We start from the raw sequence: 19,701 nt of genomic DNA on the forward strand, positions 1-19,701 counted from the left end.
CCCCGTTTCGCATTCAGACTGCGAGCGCGGCTTCTTCCGCTTCCCGCACCGCGACCGCACCGCCCGCGAGCCGCCGGTAACGCGACAGCGCCCACAGCGGGAAATAGGCCGTGTACCCGTGATACTTGAGGTAGTAAATGCGCGGGAACCCCGGCGCATTGTGCGAGCGATGCCACCAGAATCCGTCTTCCTGCTGCACGGATAGCAGATACGCCACGCCGCGCCGCACCGACTCGGATTCCCAGTCGCCGAAGGCCATTTGCGCGAGCAGCGCCCATGCGGTGAAGTTCGACGCGCTTTCGCCGCCGTTGGTGCCGGCAAGACGCGGGTCGAGATAGCTGTCGTTGGTCTCGCCCCAGCCGCCATCGGCATGCTGGCGTGCGCGCAGCCAGGCGAGCGCGCGTGCGATGTACGGCTGATTTGGGTCTTCGCCCGCGAGCGCGAGACCCGCCAGCACGCTCCACGTGCCGTAGATGTAGTTGGTGCCCCAGCGGCCCCACCAGCTGCCGTCGGCGCGCTGGGTGGCCTTCACGTACTGAATGGCGCGCGCGAGCGCGGCCTTGTCCTCCTCGCGGCCCGTCACGCCGAAGCACAGCAGCACGCGGCCCGACACGTCTTCGGTAGGCGGGTCGAGCAAGGCGCCGTGATCCGCGAAGGGGATCGCGTTCAGATAGAGACGGTCGCAATCGGCGTCGAAGGCTCCGAAGCCGCCGTTGCGCGATTGCAGGCCGCGCATCCAGTCGAGCGCGCGCGCGACGCGCGCCGCATACGGGTCCACGCCCGTTTTGCGCGCCTCCCCAAGGCCGCGCCGATGGAGCATGGCGGCGACCACGGCCGTATCGTCGATGTCGGGATAGTACGGGTTCTCGTACTGAAAGGCCCAGCCGCCAACCGGCGTGTCGGGCTGCGCGTTCTCGATCCAGTCGCCGCGCACGTCCTCCACCTGGCGCTCGGCAATCCAGTCGTACGCGCGCGCAATGCGCTGCTGCAGTTCCGTGTCGCTGATCGCGGCCGACGCCGGATCGGCGGGCGCGACCGTGCGCGCCTGCTCGAGCGCCATCGTGCTCCACGCCGTGTCCCACACCGGCGAGAGACACGGCTGGCAATACACGCTGCCGTCCGGGCGCTCGACGAGCAGCTTTTCCAGCGCATTCTCGCAATCGCGGCGCAACGGATGATCCTCAGGATACCCAAGCACCTGCATCATCTGGTAGCTGTAGACGATTGGCGGAAAGATGCCGCCCATGCCGTCCTCGCCGTTCATGCGCTCGGCGCACCAGGCCTCGGCGTGCTTCATGGCACGTTGGCGCAGCGCGCGCGGCAGCAGCGGCTCGAGATGGCGCAGCGCGCGGTCAGCCGCGAGAAAGAACCGCCGGATGCCCTTGCCGCGCGCAAAGTATTCGCGCTCCTCGTCGGGGGGCGTCACGAACAGTTCGGCGATCGACACGTCATGCGGATTGGCCGCGCGCGCCTTCAGCGAACAGAGCGCGAGCAGTGGCACCATGGTCGTGCGCGCCCAGTAGGCGACCTTGTACATCGAAATGGGCACCCACCTGGGGAACAGCACGAATTCGATCGGCATGAACGGCGTGGCGCGCCATGGCACCTGACCGAAGGTGGCGAGCAGAATGCGCGTAAACACGTTGGACTTCGCCGCGCCGCCGAGCTTCAGAATGGTCTCCCGCGCACGCACCATGTGTGGCGCATTCGCCGAATCCCCCGCCGCCTTCAGCGCGAAGTACGCCTTCACGCTGCACGAGACATCGGGCGCGCCATCCACGTAGAGGTCCCATGCGCCGTGCGTTTGCAAACGCTGGATCGCGCGCAGATAGCGCGCCATCTTCTCCTGACGCACCACGTCGATCTTGCCCATGAAATGCATCATGAGGATGTATTCGGCGGTGATCGTAGCGTCCGATTCGAGTTCGAAGCACCAGCTTCCATCGGCGTCCTGCTCTCGCACGAGCGCCTCGCGGCCGCGAACGATCGAGGCGTCGAGCGTCGCCATGGCGGCTGCAGAGGCGGTAAAAGGCGGGTTGGAATTTTTCATCGGCGGATCATACCATCCGTACGGAATGTTTAGCAGCGACGCCTGCAATGGTATGATCGCCGCCATGAAAGACTCCTCCGTCAAGGCGCCCGCGCGCGCGACAAGGTGCAGCGCGAAGGCGGCTGACGCAGTGGCCCCCTCGGCTCCACCGGCCTCTCCGGCCCCGAAGTCCCGTTCCCCACGCAAGGACGCGGCGCCCGCCGCCGGCACGCGCCGCAAGAAAGCCCCGGTCCAGGTGCGCGCGCAGTTGCTGCAAGCGGCTTCCGATATCGCCACCGATCAAGGCGTGCCCGCCGTGACGCTCGATGCCGTGGCCGAACGCGCGGGCGTGACCAAGGGCGCGCTGCAGTATCACTTCGCCAACAAGCAGGGCTTGCTCGATGCCCTCTTCGAGCAGACGCTCACGCGCTTCGAGCAGCAGATGCACACGCGCATCGACGAAGGCGTGGCGCAGGGCGCGCCGAAACACGGCGCCGCCGCGCGCGCCTACCTGCACACCACGCTCGACGAAACGAGCCCTGCCGCCAGCACCAACGTGCTGCGCGTGCTGGTGGCCGCGATGATGACGGACCCCGCGATTCGCGAGCGCTACGCCGCGCCCATGCGCAAGTGGACGCGCCCCGACCCGCTGCCGCTCGAAGCCGCCGCGCGGCTCATGATCTGCCGGCTCGCGGCGGACGGCCTGTGGATCTCCGACCTGCTCGGCTACCAGAACATGCCGCCGCGCCTGCGCGCCGAAGTCGTGCGACAGCTGGAGCAACTGGCGCTCGTGAAAGACTGAAGAAAGCACGCGCCAGGGTTCCCCCGGAGCGCCGCGCATTCACGCCCGGCGCACTATGCCGAAATCGTCACCGCGCATGGGTCGTTCGAGCAAGACGGCCAAAATGGCGCGACCTACGATTGTCGCCATGAAAACCCTGACCGTTATCGACTCCCACACGGGCGGCGAGCCCACGCGCCTCGTGATCGCCGGCGGCCCCGAGCTGGGCCGCGGCCCGCTCGCCGAACGCCTCGCCGTATTCCGTCGCGACTTCGACCGCGTGCGCGCGGGCGTCGTCAACGAGCCGCGCGGCTCCGACGTGATGGTCGGCGCGTTGCTATGCGAGCCGCATGATCCGTCCTGTTCCGCGGGCGTGATCTTCTTCAACAACGTCGGCTTTCTCGGCATGTGCGGGCACGGCACCATCGGCCTCATCGCCTCGCTCGCGCATCTCGGGCGCATCGCGCCCGGCGTGCATCGCATCGAAACGCCGGTCGGCAACGTCGAAGCCGAACTGCACGCCGACGGCAGCGTCACCGTGCGCAACGTGCCGGCGTATCGCTACCGACAGGCCGTGCCGCTCGACGTGCCCGGCTACGGCCGCGTACACGGCGATATCGCCTGGGGCGGCAACTGGTTCTTCCTCGTCGCCGACCACAACCTGACGCTCGAAGCGCGCAACGTCGAAGCGCTCACCGAAGCCACGTGGGCCATGCGCCAGGCGCTCGAGGCGAACGGCATTACCGGCGCGGACGGCGCGCCGATCGACCATATCGAACTGTTCGCGCACCCGGACGTCGCGGGCATCGACAGCCGCAATTTCGTGCTGTGTCCCGGCAAGGCCTATGACCGTTCGCCGTGCGGCACCGGCACGAGCGCGAAGGTCGCGTGCCTCGCCGCGGACGGCAAGCTCGCGCCCGGCGCGCAGTGGCGCCAGGAAAGCATCATCGGCAGCGTGTTCGAAGCCTGCTATGAAATCACGCCCGAACTCCCCGCCGGGCATATTCGCCCGAGCATACGCGGCAGCGCGCATATCAGCGCGGAGTCCAAACTGATTTTCTCCGATGACGATCCGTTCGCGTGGGGCATTCCCGCGTGATGCAAGGGTCGAGCGGTCAATACGATGTCGTCGTGATCGGCGCAGGCATCGTGGGCGCGGCTTGCGCGCACGAACTCGCGGCGCAGGGCCTGAACGTGCTCGTCATCGAGCGCGCCGGCATAGGCGGCGGCGTGACGGCCGCCGGCATGGGCCACCTCGTCGTGATGGACGACACGCCCGCCGAATTCGCGCTGAGCGCGTGGTCGCTGGCGCTGTGGCACGCGCTGGCGCCGCGTCTCGACGCGCGCCATGCGTTCCTGCGCTGCGGCACGCTCTGGGTCGCCGCCGACGAAGAAGAACTGGCGCTCGCGCAGACGCGTCAGCAGGCGCTGCAACGCCAGGGCGTGGCGTGCTCGATGCTGGACGCGCGCCAGTTGCGCGAAGCGGAGCCGGGGCTGCGCAAGGGCCTCGTGGGCGGCATGATCGTCGACAACGACGCCGTGGTTTACGCGCCGGCCGTAGCCGCATGGCTGCTCGAGCAGCCCGTTAGCGGCCGCTTGACCTGCCGCACGCAAACGCAGGTCGCACGTATCGATCGCGCGGGCGTGCACTTCGCCGATGGCGAGGTCGTCGGCGCGGGCGCAGTCTTGATCGCGAACGGCCTGGCGGCGCTCGATTTGCTGCCGCGCCTGCCGCTCCAGGCGAAGAAGGGACACCTGCTCATTACCGACCGCTATCCCGGCACGATTCGCCATCAGATTCTCGAACTCGGCTACATCAAGAGCGCGCACAACGCGAGCGGCACCTCGGTGGCGTTCAACGTGCAGCCGCGGCCGACCGGGCAATTGCTGATCGGCTCGTCGCGCCAGTTCGACACTACCGACCCCGCCGTCGAGCCGGCGATCCTCGCGCGCATGCTGCGCCGCGCCGCCGAATATCTGCCGCAACTGCCCGCCCTCAACGCGATTCGCGCATGGACGGGCTTTCGCCCGGCATCGAGCGACGGCATGCCGCTGATCGGCCCCGCGGCCTCGTTCGCCGACGACGACAGCCATCCGTCCACGTGGCTCGCCACCGGACACGAGGGCCTCGGCGTCACCACGGCGCTCGGCACCGCGAAGCTGATTGCTGCGCAAATGCTCGAACGCGCCGCCGAGATCGACGCGACGCCCTATCTCCCCGCGCGCTTCGCTGACCAGGGGGCCGTGCATGCCTGAAGCCAATACGACGTTGACGATCGACGGGCGCAAGGTGGGCGTCGCGCCGGGCAGCTCGGTTGCCGCCGCCATCGCCATTGCCGCACATGCGGAACATGCGGCGCCCGTCACGCGGCGCTCGGTGAGCGGCACGCTGCGCGGGCCGTTGTGCGGCATGGGCATCTGCCAGGAATGCCGCGTCACCATCGACGGCGTGCCGCATCGGCTTGCCTGCCAGACGGTTTGCGTCGCGGGCATGAAGGTCGTCACCGGGAATGCGGCACCATGAAGTTCGATATCCTGATCATCGGCGCCGGACCGGCCGGATTGAACGCCGCGCGCATCGCCGCCGAGGCGGGCGCGAGCGTCGGCATCGTCGACGACAATGCCCTGCCCGGCGGCCAGATCTGGCGTCAGGGTCCCGGTCATCGCGCCACTGGCCCCGCGCGCATCGTGCTCGACGCCCTCGCCGCACGCACCAACGTCACGCTGCTGAGCGCAACCCGCATCGTGCAGGCGCTGCCCGCGCGGCAACTGCTCGCCGAGAGCCCCGACCGTGCGCTCACGCTCGCTTACGGCAAGCTCATCGTCGCCTCGGGCGCGCGCGAGCGCTTCCTGCCCTATCCCGGCTGGACCTTGCCGGGCGTCACGGGCGCGGGCGGCTTGCAGGCGCTCATCATGGGCGGCATGCCCGTGCGCGGCGAACGCATCGTCATCGCGGGCAGCGGGCCGCTGCTGTGGGCCGCCGCCGTGACCGCGCGCCAGCATGGCGCAACGATCGCCGCGATCGTTGAGCAGGCGCCGCCCCAGGCGGTGCGTCGCTTCGCGGCAGGCCTCGTCCATACTCCCGCGAAGCTCGTGCAGGCGCTGCGCATGCGCTTCGACTTGCGCGCCACGCCTTACTGGTGCGATGCCTACGTTGCCGAAGCCATCGGCACGACGCGCGTGACCCAGGCGCGCGTGCGGCGCGGCAACGACGACGTGCTGGTCGATTGCGACCGGATCGCGTGCGCCTATGGCCTCGTGCCGAATACGGGCCTCGGCGCGGCGCTGGATTGCCGCCTCGAAACCCATGCGGGCTCTCCCGCCATCGCCGTGAACGAGTGGCAACAGACCTCCGCCGAAGCCATTTACGCGGCCGGCGAATGCACGGGCGTGGGCGGCATGGAACTCGCAGCAGTGGAAGGACGCATCGCCGCGTACGCCGCGCTCGGCGACCTCGCGAACGCCCGGCGCCTGTCCACCGAACGCGAGCGATACCGCCGTTTCGCCATGCGCCTGCACGCAGCGTTCGAACTCGCCCCCGCGTTGCGGACGCTGCCGCAGCCCGACACTGTGTTCTGCCGTTGCGAGGACGTCGCGTATCGCGACGTTGCGCGCCACGCGTCGTGGCGCGACGCCAAGCTGCAGACGCGCTGCGGCATGGGCCCCTGCCAGGGCAAGATTTGCGGCGAAGCGGCGGCGTTCTGCTTCGGCTGGCCGCAAAACGGCCAGCGCCCGCCGTTCTCGCCGGCGCGCATCGACACCTTGCTGCACGCAGAAACGGCGCAATAGCGCCACAGCCGTTTTTTGTTGCAGATGCGCGCGCGTGCGCAAATCGGCACAATGGTATTTTCCGCCGATCCCGCCCCAGGCGCCTCGCGATGCCCGAACTGGTCCTGCCCGCCGCCCTCGATAACGCCACGTTTGCGCAGATGGTCGCGCATTTCACCATGCTCGAACCGCTGTTCGACGCCATGCCCGACGTGGTGTTCTTCGTGAAGGATCACGAGGCGCGCTACGTGATCGCCAACACCACGCTCGCCGCGCGCTGCGGCTTCAAGGAGAAGCGCGCGCTGCTCGGCAAGACAGCCGAGCAGGTCTTTCCCTCGCGCTTCGGCCACAGCTATACCGCGCAGGACCAGGCCGTGGTGCGGCTCGACAGCAGTCTCATCGACCAGCTCGAACTGCATCTGTATCCGGGCCGGCAGCCGGGCTGGTGTCTCACCTCGAAAGTCCCGCTGCACGACGCGCGCGGCCGCGTGCTGGGCGTGGCGGGCATTTCGCGCGATCTGCAGGCGGCCGAAGGCACGCATCCCGCTTACCAGCGGCTCGCGGTCGCCGCGAAGTACATCCAGGACAACTATGCGCAACCGCTCAAGCTCGCGCACCTGGCGAAGCTCATCAACATGTCGGTGGCGCAGATCGAGCGCTACTTCCACAAGATCTTTCACCTCACGCCCCGCCAGATGCTGCTGAAAACGCGTCTGGACGCGGCCTCGGTGCTGCTCGCGAGCGACCTGAGCATCACCGACATCGCCACGCAGTGCGGTTATAACGATCACAGCGCGTTCACGCGGCAATTCAAGGCCACGGTGGGCGTCACGCCGAGCCAGTACCGCGCGCTGCTGCAAACGCCCGCAAGCGCGCAGACGTCCGGCGCTTGAGCCTCGCGCCCAGGGTTGTCCCTGGACTGCTTTAAGAAAGCGCTGGACTATGCAGATTTCGTCTTTTTGAGGCGCGAAAGGCCCCAAGCGTCAAACCATCTGGACAGCGATACTTCACTCATATTCAACAGGTACCGGCGCGAGCCGCTACGCATTCAAGGAGTGAGTCACAGTGAGCGCTATCCAGTGGAGCGGGGTGTTTCCCGCCGTCAGCACGCAGTTCAAGGCGGACTTCTCGGTCGATATCGACGCCACGCACCGGGTGGTGAGCAATCTCGTCAAGGACGGCGTGTCGGGCCTCGTGGTGTGCGGCACCGTCGGCGAGAACACCTCGCTCGCGACGCATGAAAAGATTGCGGTGATCGAGGCCGCGCGCGACGCGGCAGGCGGCAAGGTGCCGGTGATCGCGGGCATCGCCGAATTCACCACGGAGTTCGCGCGTCAAACCGTGAAAGAAGCGGCGCGCGTGGGCGTGGACGGCGTGATGGTCATGCCGGCGCTCGTGTATTCCTCGAAGCCGCACGAAACGGCCGCGCATTTTCGCGCCGTGGCGTCCAGCACCGACGTGCCGGTGATGGTCTACAACAATCCGCCGATCTACAAGAACGACGTGACGCCCGACATCCTGATCGCTCTTCAGGATTGCGAAAATATCGTCTGCTTCAAGGATTCGTCGGGCGATACGCGCCGCTTCATCGATCTGCGCAACGCCGTGGGCGACCGCTTCGTGCTGTTCGCGGGCCTCGACGACGTGGTGGTCGAGAGCGTCGCGGTGGGCGCGCAAGGCTGGGTCTCGGGCATGTCGAACGTGTTCCCGAAAGAAGGCGAAACGCTGTTCCGCCTCGCCAGGCAAAAGCGCTTTGACGAAGCGCTCGCGCTGTACCGCTGGTTCATGCCGCTGCTGCACCTCGACGCGCGCCCGGACCTCGTGCAATGCATCAAGCTGTGCGAGGAACTGGTGGGCCGCGGCAGCGCGGTCACGCGTCCGCCGCGCCTGCCGCTCGAAGGCGAAGCGCTCGCGCATGTGAAGGCCGTGGTCGAGAAGGCGCTCGCCACGCGCCCCGCCCTGCCGGACGTCGGTCTGTAAGCGTTACGCATTCAGCGCGCCTCTCTCCCAATCTTCATTCGAATCACCGAAACCGGGCCACGTTGGCCCGGTTTGTCTTTTTACACGGGATGCCATGTCCGCCACCATCGTCCTCACGCTCGACGAAGTCTTCACGCTCTCGCGCAACGTGCTGCTGCGGCACGGCATGTCCGAGGCGCACGCCGATGCGATCGCGCGCGTCATCACGCACGGCCAGCGCGACGAATGCCATTCGCATGGCATCTATCGCCTGCTCGTCTGCGCACGTTCGCTTCAGAGCGGCAAGGTCGATGCGCGCGCCGAGCCCACGCTGCGCGATATCGCGCCCGGCGTGCTGGCCGTGGACGCGCACTATGGCTTTTCGCTGCTCGCCTTCGAAACCGGCCTGCCCGTGCTCGCGCAGAAAGCGCGCAGCCAGGGCATCGCGGCGATGGCCATCAATCATTGCTTTCATTTTTCGGCGCTGTGGCCCGAGGTCGAAGCCATCGCGGCGCAAGGGCTCGTAGGCATCGTCACGAATCCGAGCCATAGCTGGGTCGCGCCGGCCGGCGGCACGCGCGGCGTGTTCGGCACGAATCCGCTCGCGTTCGCGTGGCCGCGCGAAGGCGGCCTGCCGTTCGTGTTCGACTTCGCCACGAGCGCGATTGCGCGCGGCGACATCGAACTCCACGCGCGCGAGGGCAAGCCCATTCCGCCGCATTGGGCGCTCGACCGCGACGGCCAGCCCACCACCGACGCGCGCGCCGCGCTGGACGGCGCGATGCAGACGTTCGGCGGCCACAAGGGCTCGGCGCTCGCGGCCATGATCGAGCTGCTCGCGGGCGCGCTGATCGGCGACCTCACGAGCATGGAGTCGCAGGCCTTCGACGGTGGCGCGGGCGCGAGCCCTTGCCATGGCGAACTCGTCATCGCCATCGATCCCCGGCGCTTTGGCGGCGACGGTTACGCAGCCGGCCAGGCGCGCGCCGAGCGGCTGTTCGCCGCCATCACCGACCAGGGCGCGCGCTTGCCGTCGCAGCGCCGTTTCGAGGCGCGCGAGCGCAGCGAACGCGATGGCGTGACGGTGCCGCGCACACTTTATGACGACGTGCTGAAACTCCTCGACTGATTGCCAGGCTCCCTTTCAGCGTGCCGCTTAAGCACCGGTTAAGCCGGGATGAGCGACAATGTAAGGCTGGAAATTGAGGGAGCGAGCGATGCGCCTGTTGCTGGTGGAAGACGACGAAATGATTGCCGAAACGGTGCTCGACTCGATGCGCCGCGAGGGTCATGCCGTCGACTGGGCGCGCGACGGGCGGGAAGCGGAGCTTTCGCTCGACAACGACGTGTACGACCTCGTGCTGCTCGACCTCGGGCTGCCGAAGAAAGACGGGATCGAGGTGCTGAACGGCTACCGCCGCAAGGGCGGCGAAGCGGCCGTGCTGATCCTGACCGCGCGCGACTCGGTGACGGACCGCATCGCCGGGCTCGACGCCGGCGCCGACGACTACCTGATCAAGCCCTTCGATCTCGACGAGCTGGCCGCCCGCACGCGCGCCATGCTCCGCCGGCGCACGGGCCAGAAACAGCCCGTCTACACGCACAGCGGCCTCGCGCTCGACCCCGCCGCGCACGAGGTAACGAAAGACGGCGAAAGCGTCGCGCTCGTGCCGCGCGAATTCGCGCTGCTGCGCGTGCTCATCGAGCAGCCTGCGCGCGTGTTCACGAAGGCCGAACTCGAAGAGCGCATGTACGGCTGGGGCGAAGAAGTCGGCAGCAACGCGATCGAGGTGCACGTGCACAGCTTGCGCCGCAAGATCGGCACCGACCAGATCGTGACCGTGCGCGGCGTGGGCTACCGGCTCAAGAGATCGGAATGAACTCCATCCGCCGCCGCCTGCTGGGCTGGCTCATCTGCGGGTTCGCGGCCGCTTCGCTCGTGGCCGGCTTCGGCATTTTTCACAGTGCGCGCGAAGAAGCGGGCGAGCTGTTCGATTACGAGCTGCATGCCGTGGCGCAATCCATGCCCGCGAGCGCCGCGACGGCACGCGAGGTGGAGCAGTCCGGCCCCGGCTTCGACGAGATCGCCGACGACCGCATTCTCATCCAGATCTGGGACCGCGACGGCAAGCTGGTTTACCGCTCGCAGGAAACGCCCGTGCTGCCGCGCCAGGCCACGGGCTTTCGCACGATCGAGCACGACGAGGTGCATTGGCGCGTGTACGGCATCGCGCAACCGGACCGCTTCGTTCAGGTCGCGCAGCCCATTTCCGTGCGCGACGGGCTGGCGCTGCACCTCGCGCTGCATACGTTGTGGCCGCTCGCCCTGCTCGTGCCGGTGGCCATCGTGCTGCTGCTGTTCGTGGTGACGCGCGGGCTCGCGCCGGTGGGCGCGTTGTCGGCGCTGCTCGCCTCGCGCTCGGCGCATGAGCTGGAGCCGTTGCGCCTCGACGGCTCGGTGCCCGTCGAACTGCGCCCGCTCGTCGTCGCGCTCAACGATCTGCTGGACCGCCTGAATACGGCCTCGCAGGCGCAGCGCACCTTCATCGCCGACGCGGCGCACGAGCTGCGCTCGCCGCTCGCCGCGCTCAAGCTGCAATGGCAGGCGGCGCTGCACGACGGCACGCTCAACGGCGAGCCGCGCACGCTCGAACGCATGCAAACGCGCCTGAACCGCACGATCCGCCTCGTGCAGCAATTGCTCACGCTCGCGCGCGAAGATGCACAGGCGAGCACGCCCGCCACCGTCGTGAGCCTGCGGCGGCTGGGCGAGCAGGCCATCGGCGACTTCTCGCTGCTCGCGGAAGAGAAAGGCATCGACCTGGGCCTCGAGTCGCGGCCGCCCGTGACGCCCGAGTGCATCTGCAACGTGAACGCCGACGCGCACGGCCTGAACACCCTGCTGAACAACCTGCTCGACAACGCGATTCGCTACACGCCGGCAGGCGGCAAGATCGATCTCGTGCTCACGCGTTCGCAGGACGCGCTCGGCTTCGAAGTCATCGATAACGGGCCCGGCATTCCCGAAGCCGATCTCGAACGCGTGCTGGACCGCTTCTTTCGCGGCGATCATGCCCAGGGCACGGGCAGCGGGCTCGGTCTCTCGATCGTGGCGCGCATCGCGCAGCGTCATGGTCTCACGTTCACACTGCGCAACAACCCCGGTGGGCGCGGGCTCACCGCCGCGGTGAGCGGGCTGCCTGTGCACGACAGCCCGGCGGCCAAAACGAATGCGCCCGCGAGCCGAACCGCCCGCGCGACGAGCGATTCGGCCTAAGGCGCAGGCGCGCCCTGCACCAGTTCCAGCACACGATATGCGAACCGCACGCGCGACTCGGTGGGGTGATTGCGGTTGGCGAGAATGACGATGGCCGTCTTGCGCGAAGGCTCGAACGCCAGATAGCCGCCAAAGCCATTGGTCGCGCCCGTCTTGTCGAGCAACGCATCGGGCTGCGGCGGCAGCGGCGGGTTCAACGCCGTGGCCGGGTTGTCCTCCAGCACCATCACGTTCGCGTTGCCTTTCACGAGATCGTTCAGGCCCACCGGCTGCGTGTATTGCTCCCATACGAGGTCCTGAATGAACGGACCCGTGCGGAAATAGCCCACATGCGTGGCCTCCAGCGCGCGCTGCAACTCCGGCTCCACCACGACCTGGCCCAGGTTCGCTTCGAGAAAGCGCAGCATGTCGCGCGTATCCGATTTCACGCCGTAGGCTTCGTCGGCGAGCACGCCGGGATTCAGACGCACCGGCGCGTCCTTGCTGTTGTAGCCCTGCGCATAGGCCGCGCGCTCCGATGCCGGCACGCGGATGAACGTGTGCGCGAGCCCGAGCTTCGGAAAGAGCAGCTTCTCCACGGCATCCGGGTAGCTCATACCGAGCTGCTGCGCCGTGATGCGCGCGAACATGCCGATGCTCGGGTTCGCATAGGTGCGCTGCGTGCCCGCCGGATAGCGCGGCCGCCATGCCACGAGCCACGCCGTCAGCTGTGCGTCGTTCGTGACTTCATCGGGCACCTGCAGCGGGAAGCCGCCGCCCGTGTGCGTACCGAGATTGACGAGCGTAAGCGCGCCGAACGGCGTGCCGCGCATCTCGGGCAGATAGGTGCTCACCGGCGCATCGAGCGAGAGCTTGCCGTTCACCTGCGCCCACCCGGCGAGGGTGGCCGCAAACGTCTTGCTCATCGAGCCGAGTTCGAACAGCGTTTCATTCGTGACCGACGCGCCCGTTTCCTTCGATGCGACGCCGAAGTTGTAGAAGCGCTCCGTGCCGTTCACGGCGACGCCAATCGCGAGACCTGGGATGCCGTTCTCGCGCATGAACGCGAGCGCAGCTTCGCGGATTTGTGCGTCGCTGCCGGTGGCGGGTTCAGCGGCAAAGGCAGGGGTGTTGAGCGTGATGGCGAACAGTAGAACGCCCGCACAGCCCCTTACGAGTGAACGAAGCAAGATCGCCTCCTTACGCGGTGCGCAAAAGCCGTGATCTTACCCGGTCTGCGCGCAGCGGCCTCCGGGGAGGCGACCCGTGCTGACAGACTTACTCGGCGTACTCCGGGCTGCGCTGCAGTTCATGCACCGCGCCAGCCGTGTGCTCCTCGCGCATGCGTTGAGCATGTACCGGTTCAAGTGCCTGCCCGCGCGAGCCGCGTACGAAGCGGCGCCCTTCCCGGCCATACACGGCATCCGACTCTGGGAACATCGTCAGCAGTACGACGTAGATGATGCCGCCCACCGCCAGCGAAACCGGCACGCTCAGATCGAGGCCGCCCGCCAGCGAGCCAAGCGGACCGACGAATTGCCCCGGCAGATTCACGAACGAAAGACCGAGGAACGCCGCCGGCAGCCACGCGCCCATCGCGCGCAGATTCCAGCCGTGCGTGAACCAGTAGTGCCCGCCACGGCCGCCGCGATTGAAGACCTGGAGATCGTCGGCGAGATAGTGGCCGCGGCGCGTCATGAAGCCGATCACCATGATCGCCATCCACGGGCAGCTGAACGTGCAGATCAGCGTCGAGAACGTCGAGACGCTTTCGACGAGATTGAACGCGAAGCGGCCGACGAAGATGAAGCCGATGGCGAGCGTGCCGATCAGCATGGTCGCGCGCACGCGGTTCAGGAGCTTGGGGAACATGCTCGACATGTCGAGGCCGGTGCCGTAGAGCGCGGTCGTGCCGGTGGACATGCCCCCGATGATCGCAATGAGGCAGGTAGGCAGCAGGAACCAGCGCGGCGACACGGCCAGCAGTCCGCCCACATAGTCGTTCGAGGCGATATAGCTCGGCGCCTTCGTTGCGATGAGCGTGGCCGTGACGAGGCCGAAGAAGAACGGCACGAAGGTGGCGATCTGCGCGGCGAATACAGCGCCCATCACGCGGTGGCGCGGCGTGTGCTGCGGAATGTAGCGCGCCCAGTCGCCGAGCGTCGAGGCGAACGACACGGGGTTGCTCAACGCGACGAGCACGGCGCTCACGAAGGCCACCCAGAATCCCGCGCCGCCCTCATGCAGCGTGCCGGCATAGCCGGGATCGAACGCACCTGCGAACGCGAAGGCGCCCACCACGAACATGAGGCTCGCTGCCCACACGGCAATCTTGTTCACCCACAGCATGAAGCGAAAGCCGTAGATGCATACCACCACCACGAGCACGGCGAACACCATGTAGGCCGTGCCGAGCGTCCAGGTGTTGACCGGCACGCCGACCATGTCGTGCGCGCCGCCCACGAGTGCGTCGCCCGAACTCCAGACCGCGAGTGCGAAGAACGCGATCGACGTGAGCAGCGCGAGGAACGAGCCCACGATCCGCCCGTGAATGCCGAAGTGCGCCCCCGACGAAACGGGATCGCTCGTGCCGTTGCGCGGACCGAACAGGCTCATGGGCGCGAGAATGCAGGTGCCGGCGAGCACGCCGAGCACGATGGACCACACGCCGGCCTTGAACGAGAGGCCGACCAGCACCGGAAAGCTGCCCAGCACCGAGGTGGAGAAGGTATTGCAGCCGCCGAACAGCAGCCGGAACAGATCGATGGGCCGCGCGTAGCGCGATGCATCGGGAATGCGTTCGAAACCGAATGTTTCGATCTGGGTAATGCTGTTATTGCTCATTGTCTCACTCCTTGCCGCGCCAATCTGGTTGTGTTTGCAAGCAACCGGTCAACGCACTATCAACGTCTCTCGCCCACTTTAATCGATCGCAGTGGGCTAATTATTCTGCATTCCATACGTTTACATCTTGCGCAGCCAATGTATGGCACGCAGCGCTTCTTTCATTCAACGAGCGCTCCGGCACGGCGGCATGCTGCCCATAGACGCCCAGCAGATCGTCGCAGAACGCGCGCACGATGGGCTTTTCCGCAGAGCTGCGCTTGACGGCCAGATGCATCGGCACGTCGAAGCCGAACGTGGTGCGTCCGAGCGCCCGGATGAGGCCGCGCTGCTCGAACGGCTCGGCGTGATGCGCGGGCAGGTAGCCGATATGGCTGCCCGACAGGATCAGGACCGTGGCGGCGTCGATGCTGTCGGCAATCGCCGTCACCTGCCGGTCGCCGATACCGGCCAGCTCCTCCGGTATCGGATAGCTGCGCCAGACCCAGTCGTGCTCGCGCAGGTCATCGACGTTGACGTGCGGGGCATGGTGGAACAGCGCGTGCCCGCGCCCGCAGCACAGCACCTGGCGCTCGCTGAACAGCTCGGTGTAATCGAGGCCCGCCACGCGATGCCAGAAGTAGCCGATTGCAATGTCGAGGTGGTTGTTGACGAGACTTTCTTCGAGTTCTTGCGGGGCCGCGACCTTCATCGTGAAGCGCACGGCCTGATCGCGTTGGCGGAATGCGCCTATCGCTTCGGCGAGCCGCGCGTTCTCGACGTGCGAAGCCTGGCCAATCAGGCCGATGCCGAGCGTACCGACGAGCTTGCGGTCGATATCGCGCACGCGCGCCACGAACTCGGTGGTGGCCGCAACGAGCGCGCGCGCCGAGGGCACGAAGCGTTCGCCCTTCGAAGTGAGACGAAAGCCGCCGCGCCCGCGCTCGCAGAGCTTGAAGCCCACACGCGCCTCGAGCGCCGAGAGCTGCGTGCTGATGGTGGACTGCCGCACGCCGAGTGTCGCTTCGGCCGCGGTGATGCCGCGCGCGTCCACCACGGCGAGAAACACGCGGATGAGCCGCAGATCGAGATCGGAGGTATTGGAGAACATGCCGCTCATCCTTCACATCGGAAAGCCCATCGCCTTGATACCCTTGATCCACGCGCGCTTCCAGCCGCCTTCGGCGTCGGCGCCGTCGAACGCATGGAACGTCACCTTGGCGGCCAGCCAGCGCACCGGCTCCGGGGGGATATAAGTCGGGCTCTGGTTGGCGATATCGAGCGCGCGCTCGGGGCTGTTGCGGTCGAACAGAATATTCAGGCCCATGAAGGCGCCGAAGCGGCTCGCCGCCACGCCAAAACCCGTGTAGCCCGCTACGAAAACGGCCTTGTCGTTCAGATAGCGCTTCGCGAACACGGAGCCGCGCGAGCAGTAGTCGATCGGGCCGCCCCACGCATGCGAGAAGCGCACGTCGGCAAGCTGCGGGAAGGTGCGGTAGAACGCCTGCGCGAGCCGATAATAGGTCTCGGCCTTCTGGTCCTGCGGAGGATTCGGATCGCCGTCGAAGTGATAGCTCACGAGGCCGCCGAAGATGATGTTGTTGTTCTTCGTGAGGCGGAAGTAATTGAGCTGCGTGCGCGTGTCGTAAATGCCCTGGCGATTCTTCCAGCCGATACGCGCGAGCTGCTCTTCGGTGAGCGGTTCGGTGGCGAGCACGTGGTCGCGCACCTGCAGCACGCGCCGGTTGATATCGGGAATGCCGACCTTCGCCGTACCGCTGCCGAACACCACGCGCGGTGCGCGCACGCTGCCTTCGGGCGTCTTCACGTAAACAGTCTGGCCTTCGTCGATGACATCGATGAGCGGCGTGTGCTCGTAGAGCTTCACGCCGAGCGAAAGCGCCGCGCGCTTGAGGCCCCACGCAAGCTTGGCCGGATGCACGATGCCGCTGCGATTGCGCGACCACAGCGCGCCGGCGAACAACGGCGAATCGAGTTGCTCGCGCGTCGCTTCGGCATCGAGCAGCACGACGTCGTGCCCGTAGCGTTGGTGCAGCTCGTAGTCGCCGCGCAAATGCTCGATATGCTCGGGATCGACCGCAACGGTCATTTCGCCGTTCCATTCGATGTCGGCGTCGATGTTGTAGCGCTTGAGCGTTTCCTCGAAGCCGTCGAGATTGTGATGGCCGAATGCTTCGAGTTGCGCAATATCGTTGGGGAATACCCGGACGGCATTGGGCAGTCCATGCATCACCGAAGTCGAGATGATGCCGCCCGCGCGGCCCGACGCGCCGTGCGCAACCTTGCCCGCCTCGATCAGCACGACGTTCAGATGCGGCATCTGCTCCCTGGCCTGCACGGCGGCCCAAAGCCCCGTGAAACCACCGCCGATGATCAGCAGGTCGGCCTCTACATTGGCGGTAAGCCTGGGCTCAGTCGGCGGCTCGGCGGGGTTGTCGAGCCAGTACGGAAAGAACCGTGTGCGCGAAAGCGCCTCTTGCACGCCGAGCGTGACGCCCGGGCGCGATTCGACTTCAACTTCTGCAGGGGTACTCATGATTGGCTTCACTGCGCGGAACGGGAGAAACAGAGCCGCCTCCCGTGGAAGGCGGCTCGCCATGGTCCTTAGGCCTGTTCGAGCACGACGTAGAACTTCTTCGCGTCCTCGAGGGTTTCCCAGCGGCCTGCAAAGCCGGCGGGCAGGAGGTAGCCCTGGCCCGCCGTGAATTCCTTGCGGGCGCCGTTCGCGTCGGTCAGGGCGATCTTGCCTTCCACGAGCCATACCGCTTCGTCGGCGGTCGTAGCCGGAAAGTCCACCGCGCCGACCTTGCCTTCCCACCAGCCGATCACGTAGTTATTGTTCTTGCCGACGGTCGCGCGCCAGTCGCTTTCGTCCATGCCATATTCCAGCCTGGTGAATTCGCCGATGCCGGCGCCCAGCGGCACGATGTCCTGAATCAGTTTGCTCATTTGCGTCACTTCCGGTTGATTGATTGAGTGACGCCAAAGTTACCGACTGGCGCGGTTGCGGTATGCCCCCCCTCAGGGGGGGCAAGCGGTGTTTTGCTGCCCGATTTGGGCATTTTTGGCGGCCAATAGCCTTCGGCTATAATCAATCAGCCATTACGAATGGGCGTGCCATGCTGCTCAACGTCCCCGCGCTCAACCGCGATCAACCGAACTTTCCGCTCTCGTTCAAGACCCTCGGCAACGTGATCGAGGCCGTCGGCACGCCCGATTTCGTGCCGCGTCTCACGCTGTTGCTCAACGAGGTCGTGCCCGTCAATGTCGTGCATATCGAGCGCTCGCGCGCGGATAGCACGATGCCCACGGGCTTTCGTTGCGAATGGATCGGCAGTGGCGGGGTCGGAATGGATTCGGGCGCGATCTCGGACGTGATGACCCTGTATTACGACCGCTTCTACGAAAGCGATCCGCTGTTCGCGGGCATTCGCGGCAAGCTCGGCACGATGCTGGTGGTGCGCGACATCGGCGCGATACCGCCGGGCGAATTCCGCCAGCGGCTCTTCGACGAGGCGCGCATTGCCCACGAATGCGTGCTCGCTCGCGGGACGCGCCACGCGCAGGACTCCATCGCGCTCGAACGCGGTCTGCGCGAACCGCCGTTTACGCTCGTGGAAATGAACCGTTTTCGCAGCGTGAGCGAGTTTCTGTTTCCGCTGCTCGAACTGCACGCCTCGACGAGCGCGGCCCGGCGTATTGCCCATGCGGCTCCCTTCATGCATCCGCTCGCGCAGTTCGACGCCCGCATTGCGGCCGACACCGTGCGACTGTCCAAACGCGAATACGAAACCTGCGCGCATCTGATCACGGGCAAGACCGTGCCCGAAGCCGCGCAGATCCTCGGCGTGCAGGTGGCTACCGCCGAGTCGTACGTGAAGCGCGCCTTCGCGAAGCTGGGCGTGCGCACCAAGCGCGAGCTGATCGCCTGGGGCCACGCCGCGGTTTAAGCAGGCCGTTTAAGCGCGGCGTTTGACCGATTAAGGGCTTGCATACATCGATTTCCATCGATGTAAACATCTCAACTTCCATATCTGGCCGCGCGGGATCTCCCCTACCATCGCCCGATCGATTTGACTCTAACGATCGGAGACATACCAGATGGAACGCCAGTTCAACCAGCCGCTGGGCGGCAACGAGATGCCGCGGTTCGGCGGCATCGCCACGATGATGCGTCTGCCGCAGGCCGAGACCACCGAGGGCCTCGACGTCTGCTTCGTGGGCGTGCCGCTCGATATCGGCACCTCGAACCGCTCGGGCACGCGCTTCGGGCCGCGCCAGATCCGCTCGGAATCGGTGCTGCTGCGCCCGTACAACATGGCCACGCGCGCGGCGCCGTTCGATTCGCTGCAGGTGGCCGATATCGGTGACGTCGCAACGAACCCATATGATTTGAAGGATTCGATTCGTCTGATCGAAGCGGCCTACGATCGCATCGTCGAAACAGGCTGCCGCCCGATCACGCTCGGCGGCGACCACACGATCGCATGGCCGATCCTGCGCGCGCTGCACAAGAAGTACGGCAAGGTCGCGGTCGTCCACATCGACGCTCACGCCGACGTCAACGACACCATGTTCGGCGAACAGATCGCGCACGGCACGCCGTTTCGCCGCGCCGTCGAGGATGGCCTCCTGCAATGCGACAAGGTCACGCAAATCGGACTGCGCGGCACCGGCTATCACGCCGAAGATTTCGACTGGTGCCGCAAGCAGGGTTTCACCGTCGTGCAGGCCGAGGCCTGCTGGAACCGCTCGCTCGCGCCGCTCATGGAAGAGGTGCGCGAGCGCGTGGGCGACACGCCCGTGTACCTGAGCTTCGATATCGACGGGCTCGATCCCGCCTTCGCGCCCGGCACCGGCACGCCCGAGGTGGGCGGACTGACCGTGCACCAGGGCCTCGAAATCGTGCGCGGCATGAAGGGGCTCAACGTGGTGGGCGCCGATCTCGTCGAAGTCTCGCCGCCGTACGACCAGGCCGGCACGACCGCGCTCGTGGGCGCGAATCTGGCCTTCGAAATGCTTTGCATCATGCCCGGCGTGGCTTACCGCTAGGGCGCGAGGAGA

18 protein-coding genes are annotated in these 19,701 nt (G+C 66.7%); 12 read left to right on the top strand and 6 right to left on the bottom strand.

The genetic code is table 11. The features are described from left to right. Positions 1-13 precede the first annotated feature (13 nt). Positions 14-2,050 carry a squalene--hopene cyclase gene (gene shc / locus AB4Y42_RS01935; protein ID WP_368693211.1) on the bottom strand — a complete coding sequence of 679 codons (2,037 nt, stop codon included), beginning with the start codon at positions 2,048-2,050 and terminating at the stop codon, positions 14-16. A gap of 64 nt (positions 2,051-2,114) precedes the next feature. Between shc and AB4Y42_RS01940 the strand changes: the two genes are divergently transcribed. The 10 genes from AB4Y42_RS01940 (at position 2,115) to AB4Y42_RS01985 (ending at position 11,814) form a co-directional block, all read left to right on the top strand. After that, positions 2,115-2,831 (top strand): TetR family transcriptional regulator, encoded by a 717-nt coding sequence (locus AB4Y42_RS01940; RefSeq protein ID WP_368693212.1) that lies wholly within the window; start codon positions 2,115-2,117, stop codon positions 2,829-2,831. Positions 2,832-2,949: 118 nt separating this feature from the next. Then, positions 2,950-3,909 (top strand): 4-hydroxyproline epimerase, encoded by a 960-nt coding sequence (locus AB4Y42_RS01945; RefSeq protein WP_368688410.1) that lies wholly within the window; start codon positions 2,950-2,952, stop codon positions 3,907-3,909. Beyond that, positions 3,909-5,066, top strand: a complete 1,158-nt coding sequence (locus AB4Y42_RS01950; RefSeq protein ID WP_368688409.1) for an NAD(P)/FAD-dependent oxidoreductase — start codon at positions 3,909-3,911, stop codon at positions 5,064-5,066. Before AB4Y42_RS01945 ends, AB4Y42_RS01950 begins: the two co-directional genes overlap by 1 nt. Next, positions 5,059-5,334 (top strand): 2Fe-2S iron-sulfur cluster-binding protein, encoded by a 276-nt coding sequence (locus AB4Y42_RS01955; RefSeq protein ID WP_368688158.1) that lies wholly within the window; start codon positions 5,059-5,061, stop codon positions 5,332-5,334. Before AB4Y42_RS01950 ends, AB4Y42_RS01955 begins: the two co-directional genes overlap by 8 nt. Continuing rightward, positions 5,331-6,599 carry an FAD-dependent oxidoreductase gene (locus AB4Y42_RS01960; protein ID WP_368693213.1) on the top strand — a complete coding sequence of 423 codons (1,269 nt, stop codon included), beginning with the start codon at positions 5,331-5,333 and terminating at the stop codon, positions 6,597-6,599. The genes AB4Y42_RS01955 and AB4Y42_RS01960 overlap by 4 nt, the downstream gene beginning before the upstream one ends. A gap of 89 nt (positions 6,600-6,688) precedes the next feature. After that, positions 6,689-7,471: a helix-turn-helix domain-containing protein gene (locus AB4Y42_RS01965; RefSeq protein ID WP_368688156.1), complete on the top strand. Its 783-nt coding sequence runs from the start codon at positions 6,689-6,691 to the stop codon at positions 7,469-7,471. 172 nt (positions 7,472-7,643) lie between these two features. Further along, positions 7,644-8,558: a dihydrodipicolinate synthase family protein gene (locus tag AB4Y42_RS01970; RefSeq protein WP_368688155.1), complete on the top strand. Its 915-nt coding sequence runs from the start codon at positions 7,644-7,646 to the stop codon at positions 8,556-8,558. A 94-nt stretch (positions 8,559-8,652) separates the two neighbouring features. Further along, positions 8,653-9,666, top strand: coding sequence for an Ldh family oxidoreductase (locus tag AB4Y42_RS01975; protein WP_368693214.1), 1,014 nt, complete (start codon positions 8,653-8,655; stop codon positions 9,664-9,666). 88 nt (positions 9,667-9,754) lie between these two features. Then, positions 9,755-10,417, top strand: coding sequence for a response regulator (locus AB4Y42_RS01980; RefSeq protein WP_028203032.1), 663 nt, complete (start codon positions 9,755-9,757; stop codon positions 10,415-10,417). Beyond that, positions 10,414-11,814: an ATP-binding protein gene (locus tag AB4Y42_RS01985; RefSeq protein ID WP_368693215.1), complete on the top strand. Its 1,401-nt coding sequence runs from the start codon at positions 10,414-10,416 to the stop codon at positions 11,812-11,814. The genes AB4Y42_RS01980 and AB4Y42_RS01985 overlap by 4 nt, the downstream gene beginning before the upstream one ends. Here the strand turns inward: AB4Y42_RS01985 and ampC are convergent. From ampC to AB4Y42_RS02010, 5 genes are all read right to left on the bottom strand, one after another. Further along, complete coding sequence (gene ampC / locus AB4Y42_RS01990) at positions 11,811-12,983, bottom strand: class C beta-lactamase (protein WP_368693216.1); 1,173 nt, start codon at positions 12,981-12,983, stop codon at positions 11,811-11,813. The genes AB4Y42_RS01985 and ampC overlap by 4 nt on opposite strands. Before the next feature lie 88 nt (positions 12,984-13,071). Beyond that, entirely contained in the window at positions 13,072-14,637 is a 1,566-nt protein-coding gene (locus tag AB4Y42_RS01995; protein ID WP_368693217.1) for a cytosine permease, read from the bottom strand. 100 nt (positions 14,638-14,737) lie between these two features. Beyond that, positions 14,738-15,727, bottom strand: a complete 990-nt coding sequence (locus AB4Y42_RS02000) for a LysR family transcriptional regulator (protein ID WP_368688150.1) — start codon at positions 15,725-15,727, stop codon at positions 14,738-14,740. A 12-nt stretch (positions 15,728-15,739) separates the two neighbouring features. Further along, the gene (locus tag AB4Y42_RS02005) at positions 15,740-17,173 is read right to left on the bottom strand and encodes an NAD(P)/FAD-dependent oxidoreductase (protein ID WP_368693218.1); all 1,434 of its coding nucleotides are present in this window, start codon (positions 17,171-17,173) and stop codon (positions 15,740-15,742) included. Between the two features lie 68 nt (positions 17,174-17,241). Beyond that, the gene (locus AB4Y42_RS02010; protein WP_028203028.1) at positions 17,242-17,586 is read right to left on the bottom strand and encodes a cupin domain-containing protein; all 345 of its coding nucleotides are present in this window, start codon (positions 17,584-17,586) and stop codon (positions 17,242-17,244) included. A 170-nt stretch (positions 17,587-17,756) separates the two neighbouring features. On the opposite strand from AB4Y42_RS02010, the gene AB4Y42_RS02015 reads away from it, so the two are divergent. Together AB4Y42_RS02015 and speB are read left to right on the top strand one after the other, a co-directional pair. Beyond that, positions 17,757-18,587 carry a helix-turn-helix transcriptional regulator gene (locus tag AB4Y42_RS02015; protein WP_368693219.1) on the top strand — a complete coding sequence of 277 codons (831 nt, stop codon included), beginning with the start codon at positions 17,757-17,759 and terminating at the stop codon, positions 18,585-18,587. 151 nt (positions 18,588-18,738) lie between these two features. Continuing rightward, complete coding sequence (gene speB, locus AB4Y42_RS02020; protein WP_368688146.1) at positions 18,739-19,689, top strand: agmatinase; 951 nt, start codon at positions 18,739-18,741, stop codon at positions 19,687-19,689. The last annotated feature ends 12 nt before the right edge of the window (positions 19,690-19,701 follow it).

This window comes from Paraburkholderia sp. EG286B (genome assembly GCF_040965655.1).
In the GTDB taxonomy this organism is placed as follows: Bacteria; Pseudomonadota; Gammaproteobacteria; order Burkholderiales; family Burkholderiaceae; genus Paraburkholderia.

What these genes read in the sequence shown, in the direction of transcription:
- shc (WP_368693211.1), bottom strand. Translation starts at nt 2,050, where the DNA reads ATGAAAAATTCCAACCCGCCTTTTACCGCCTCTGCAGCCGCCATGGCG.
- AB4Y42_RS01940 (WP_368693212.1), top strand. Translation starts at nt 2,115, where the DNA reads ATGAAAGACTCCTCCGTCAAGGCGCCCGCGCGCGCGACAAGGTGCAGC.
- AB4Y42_RS01950 (WP_368688409.1), top strand. Translation starts at nt 3,909, where the DNA reads ATGCAAGGGTCGAGCGGTCAATACGATGTCGTCGTGATCGGCGCAGGC.
- AB4Y42_RS01955 (WP_368688158.1), top strand. Translation starts at nt 5,059, where the DNA reads ATGCCTGAAGCCAATACGACGTTGACGATCGACGGGCGCAAGGTGGGC.
- AB4Y42_RS01960 (WP_368693213.1), top strand. Translation starts at nt 5,331, where the DNA reads ATGAAGTTCGATATCCTGATCATCGGCGCCGGACCGGCCGGATTGAAC.
- AB4Y42_RS01965 (WP_368688156.1), top strand. Translation starts at nt 6,689, where the DNA reads ATGCCCGAACTGGTCCTGCCCGCCGCCCTCGATAACGCCACGTTTGCG.
- AB4Y42_RS01975 (WP_368693214.1), top strand. Translation starts at nt 8,653, where the DNA reads ATGTCCGCCACCATCGTCCTCACGCTCGACGAAGTCTTCACGCTCTCG.
- AB4Y42_RS01980 (WP_028203032.1), top strand. Translation starts at nt 9,755, where the DNA reads ATGCGCCTGTTGCTGGTGGAAGACGACGAAATGATTGCCGAAACGGTG.
- AB4Y42_RS01985 (WP_368693215.1), top strand. Translation starts at nt 10,414, where the DNA reads ATGAACTCCATCCGCCGCCGCCTGCTGGGCTGGCTCATCTGCGGGTTC.
- AB4Y42_RS01995 (WP_368693217.1), bottom strand. Translation starts at nt 14,637, where the DNA reads ATGAGCAATAACAGCATTACCCAGATCGAAACATTCGGTTTCGAACGC.
- AB4Y42_RS02000 (WP_368688150.1), bottom strand. Translation starts at nt 15,727, where the DNA reads ATGTTCTCCAATACCTCCGATCTCGATCTGCGGCTCATCCGCGTGTTT.
- AB4Y42_RS02005 (WP_368693218.1), bottom strand. Translation starts at nt 17,173, where the DNA reads ATGAGTACCCCTGCAGAAGTTGAAGTCGAATCGCGCCCGGGCGTCACG.
- AB4Y42_RS02010 (WP_028203028.1), bottom strand. Translation starts at nt 17,586, where the DNA reads ATGAGCAAACTGATTCAGGACATCGTGCCGCTGGGCGCCGGCATCGGC.
- AB4Y42_RS02015 (WP_368693219.1), top strand. Translation starts at nt 17,757, where the DNA reads ATGCTGCTCAACGTCCCCGCGCTCAACCGCGATCAACCGAACTTTCCG.
- speB (WP_368688146.1), top strand. Translation starts at nt 18,739, where the DNA reads ATGGAACGCCAGTTCAACCAGCCGCTGGGCGGCAACGAGATGCCGCGG.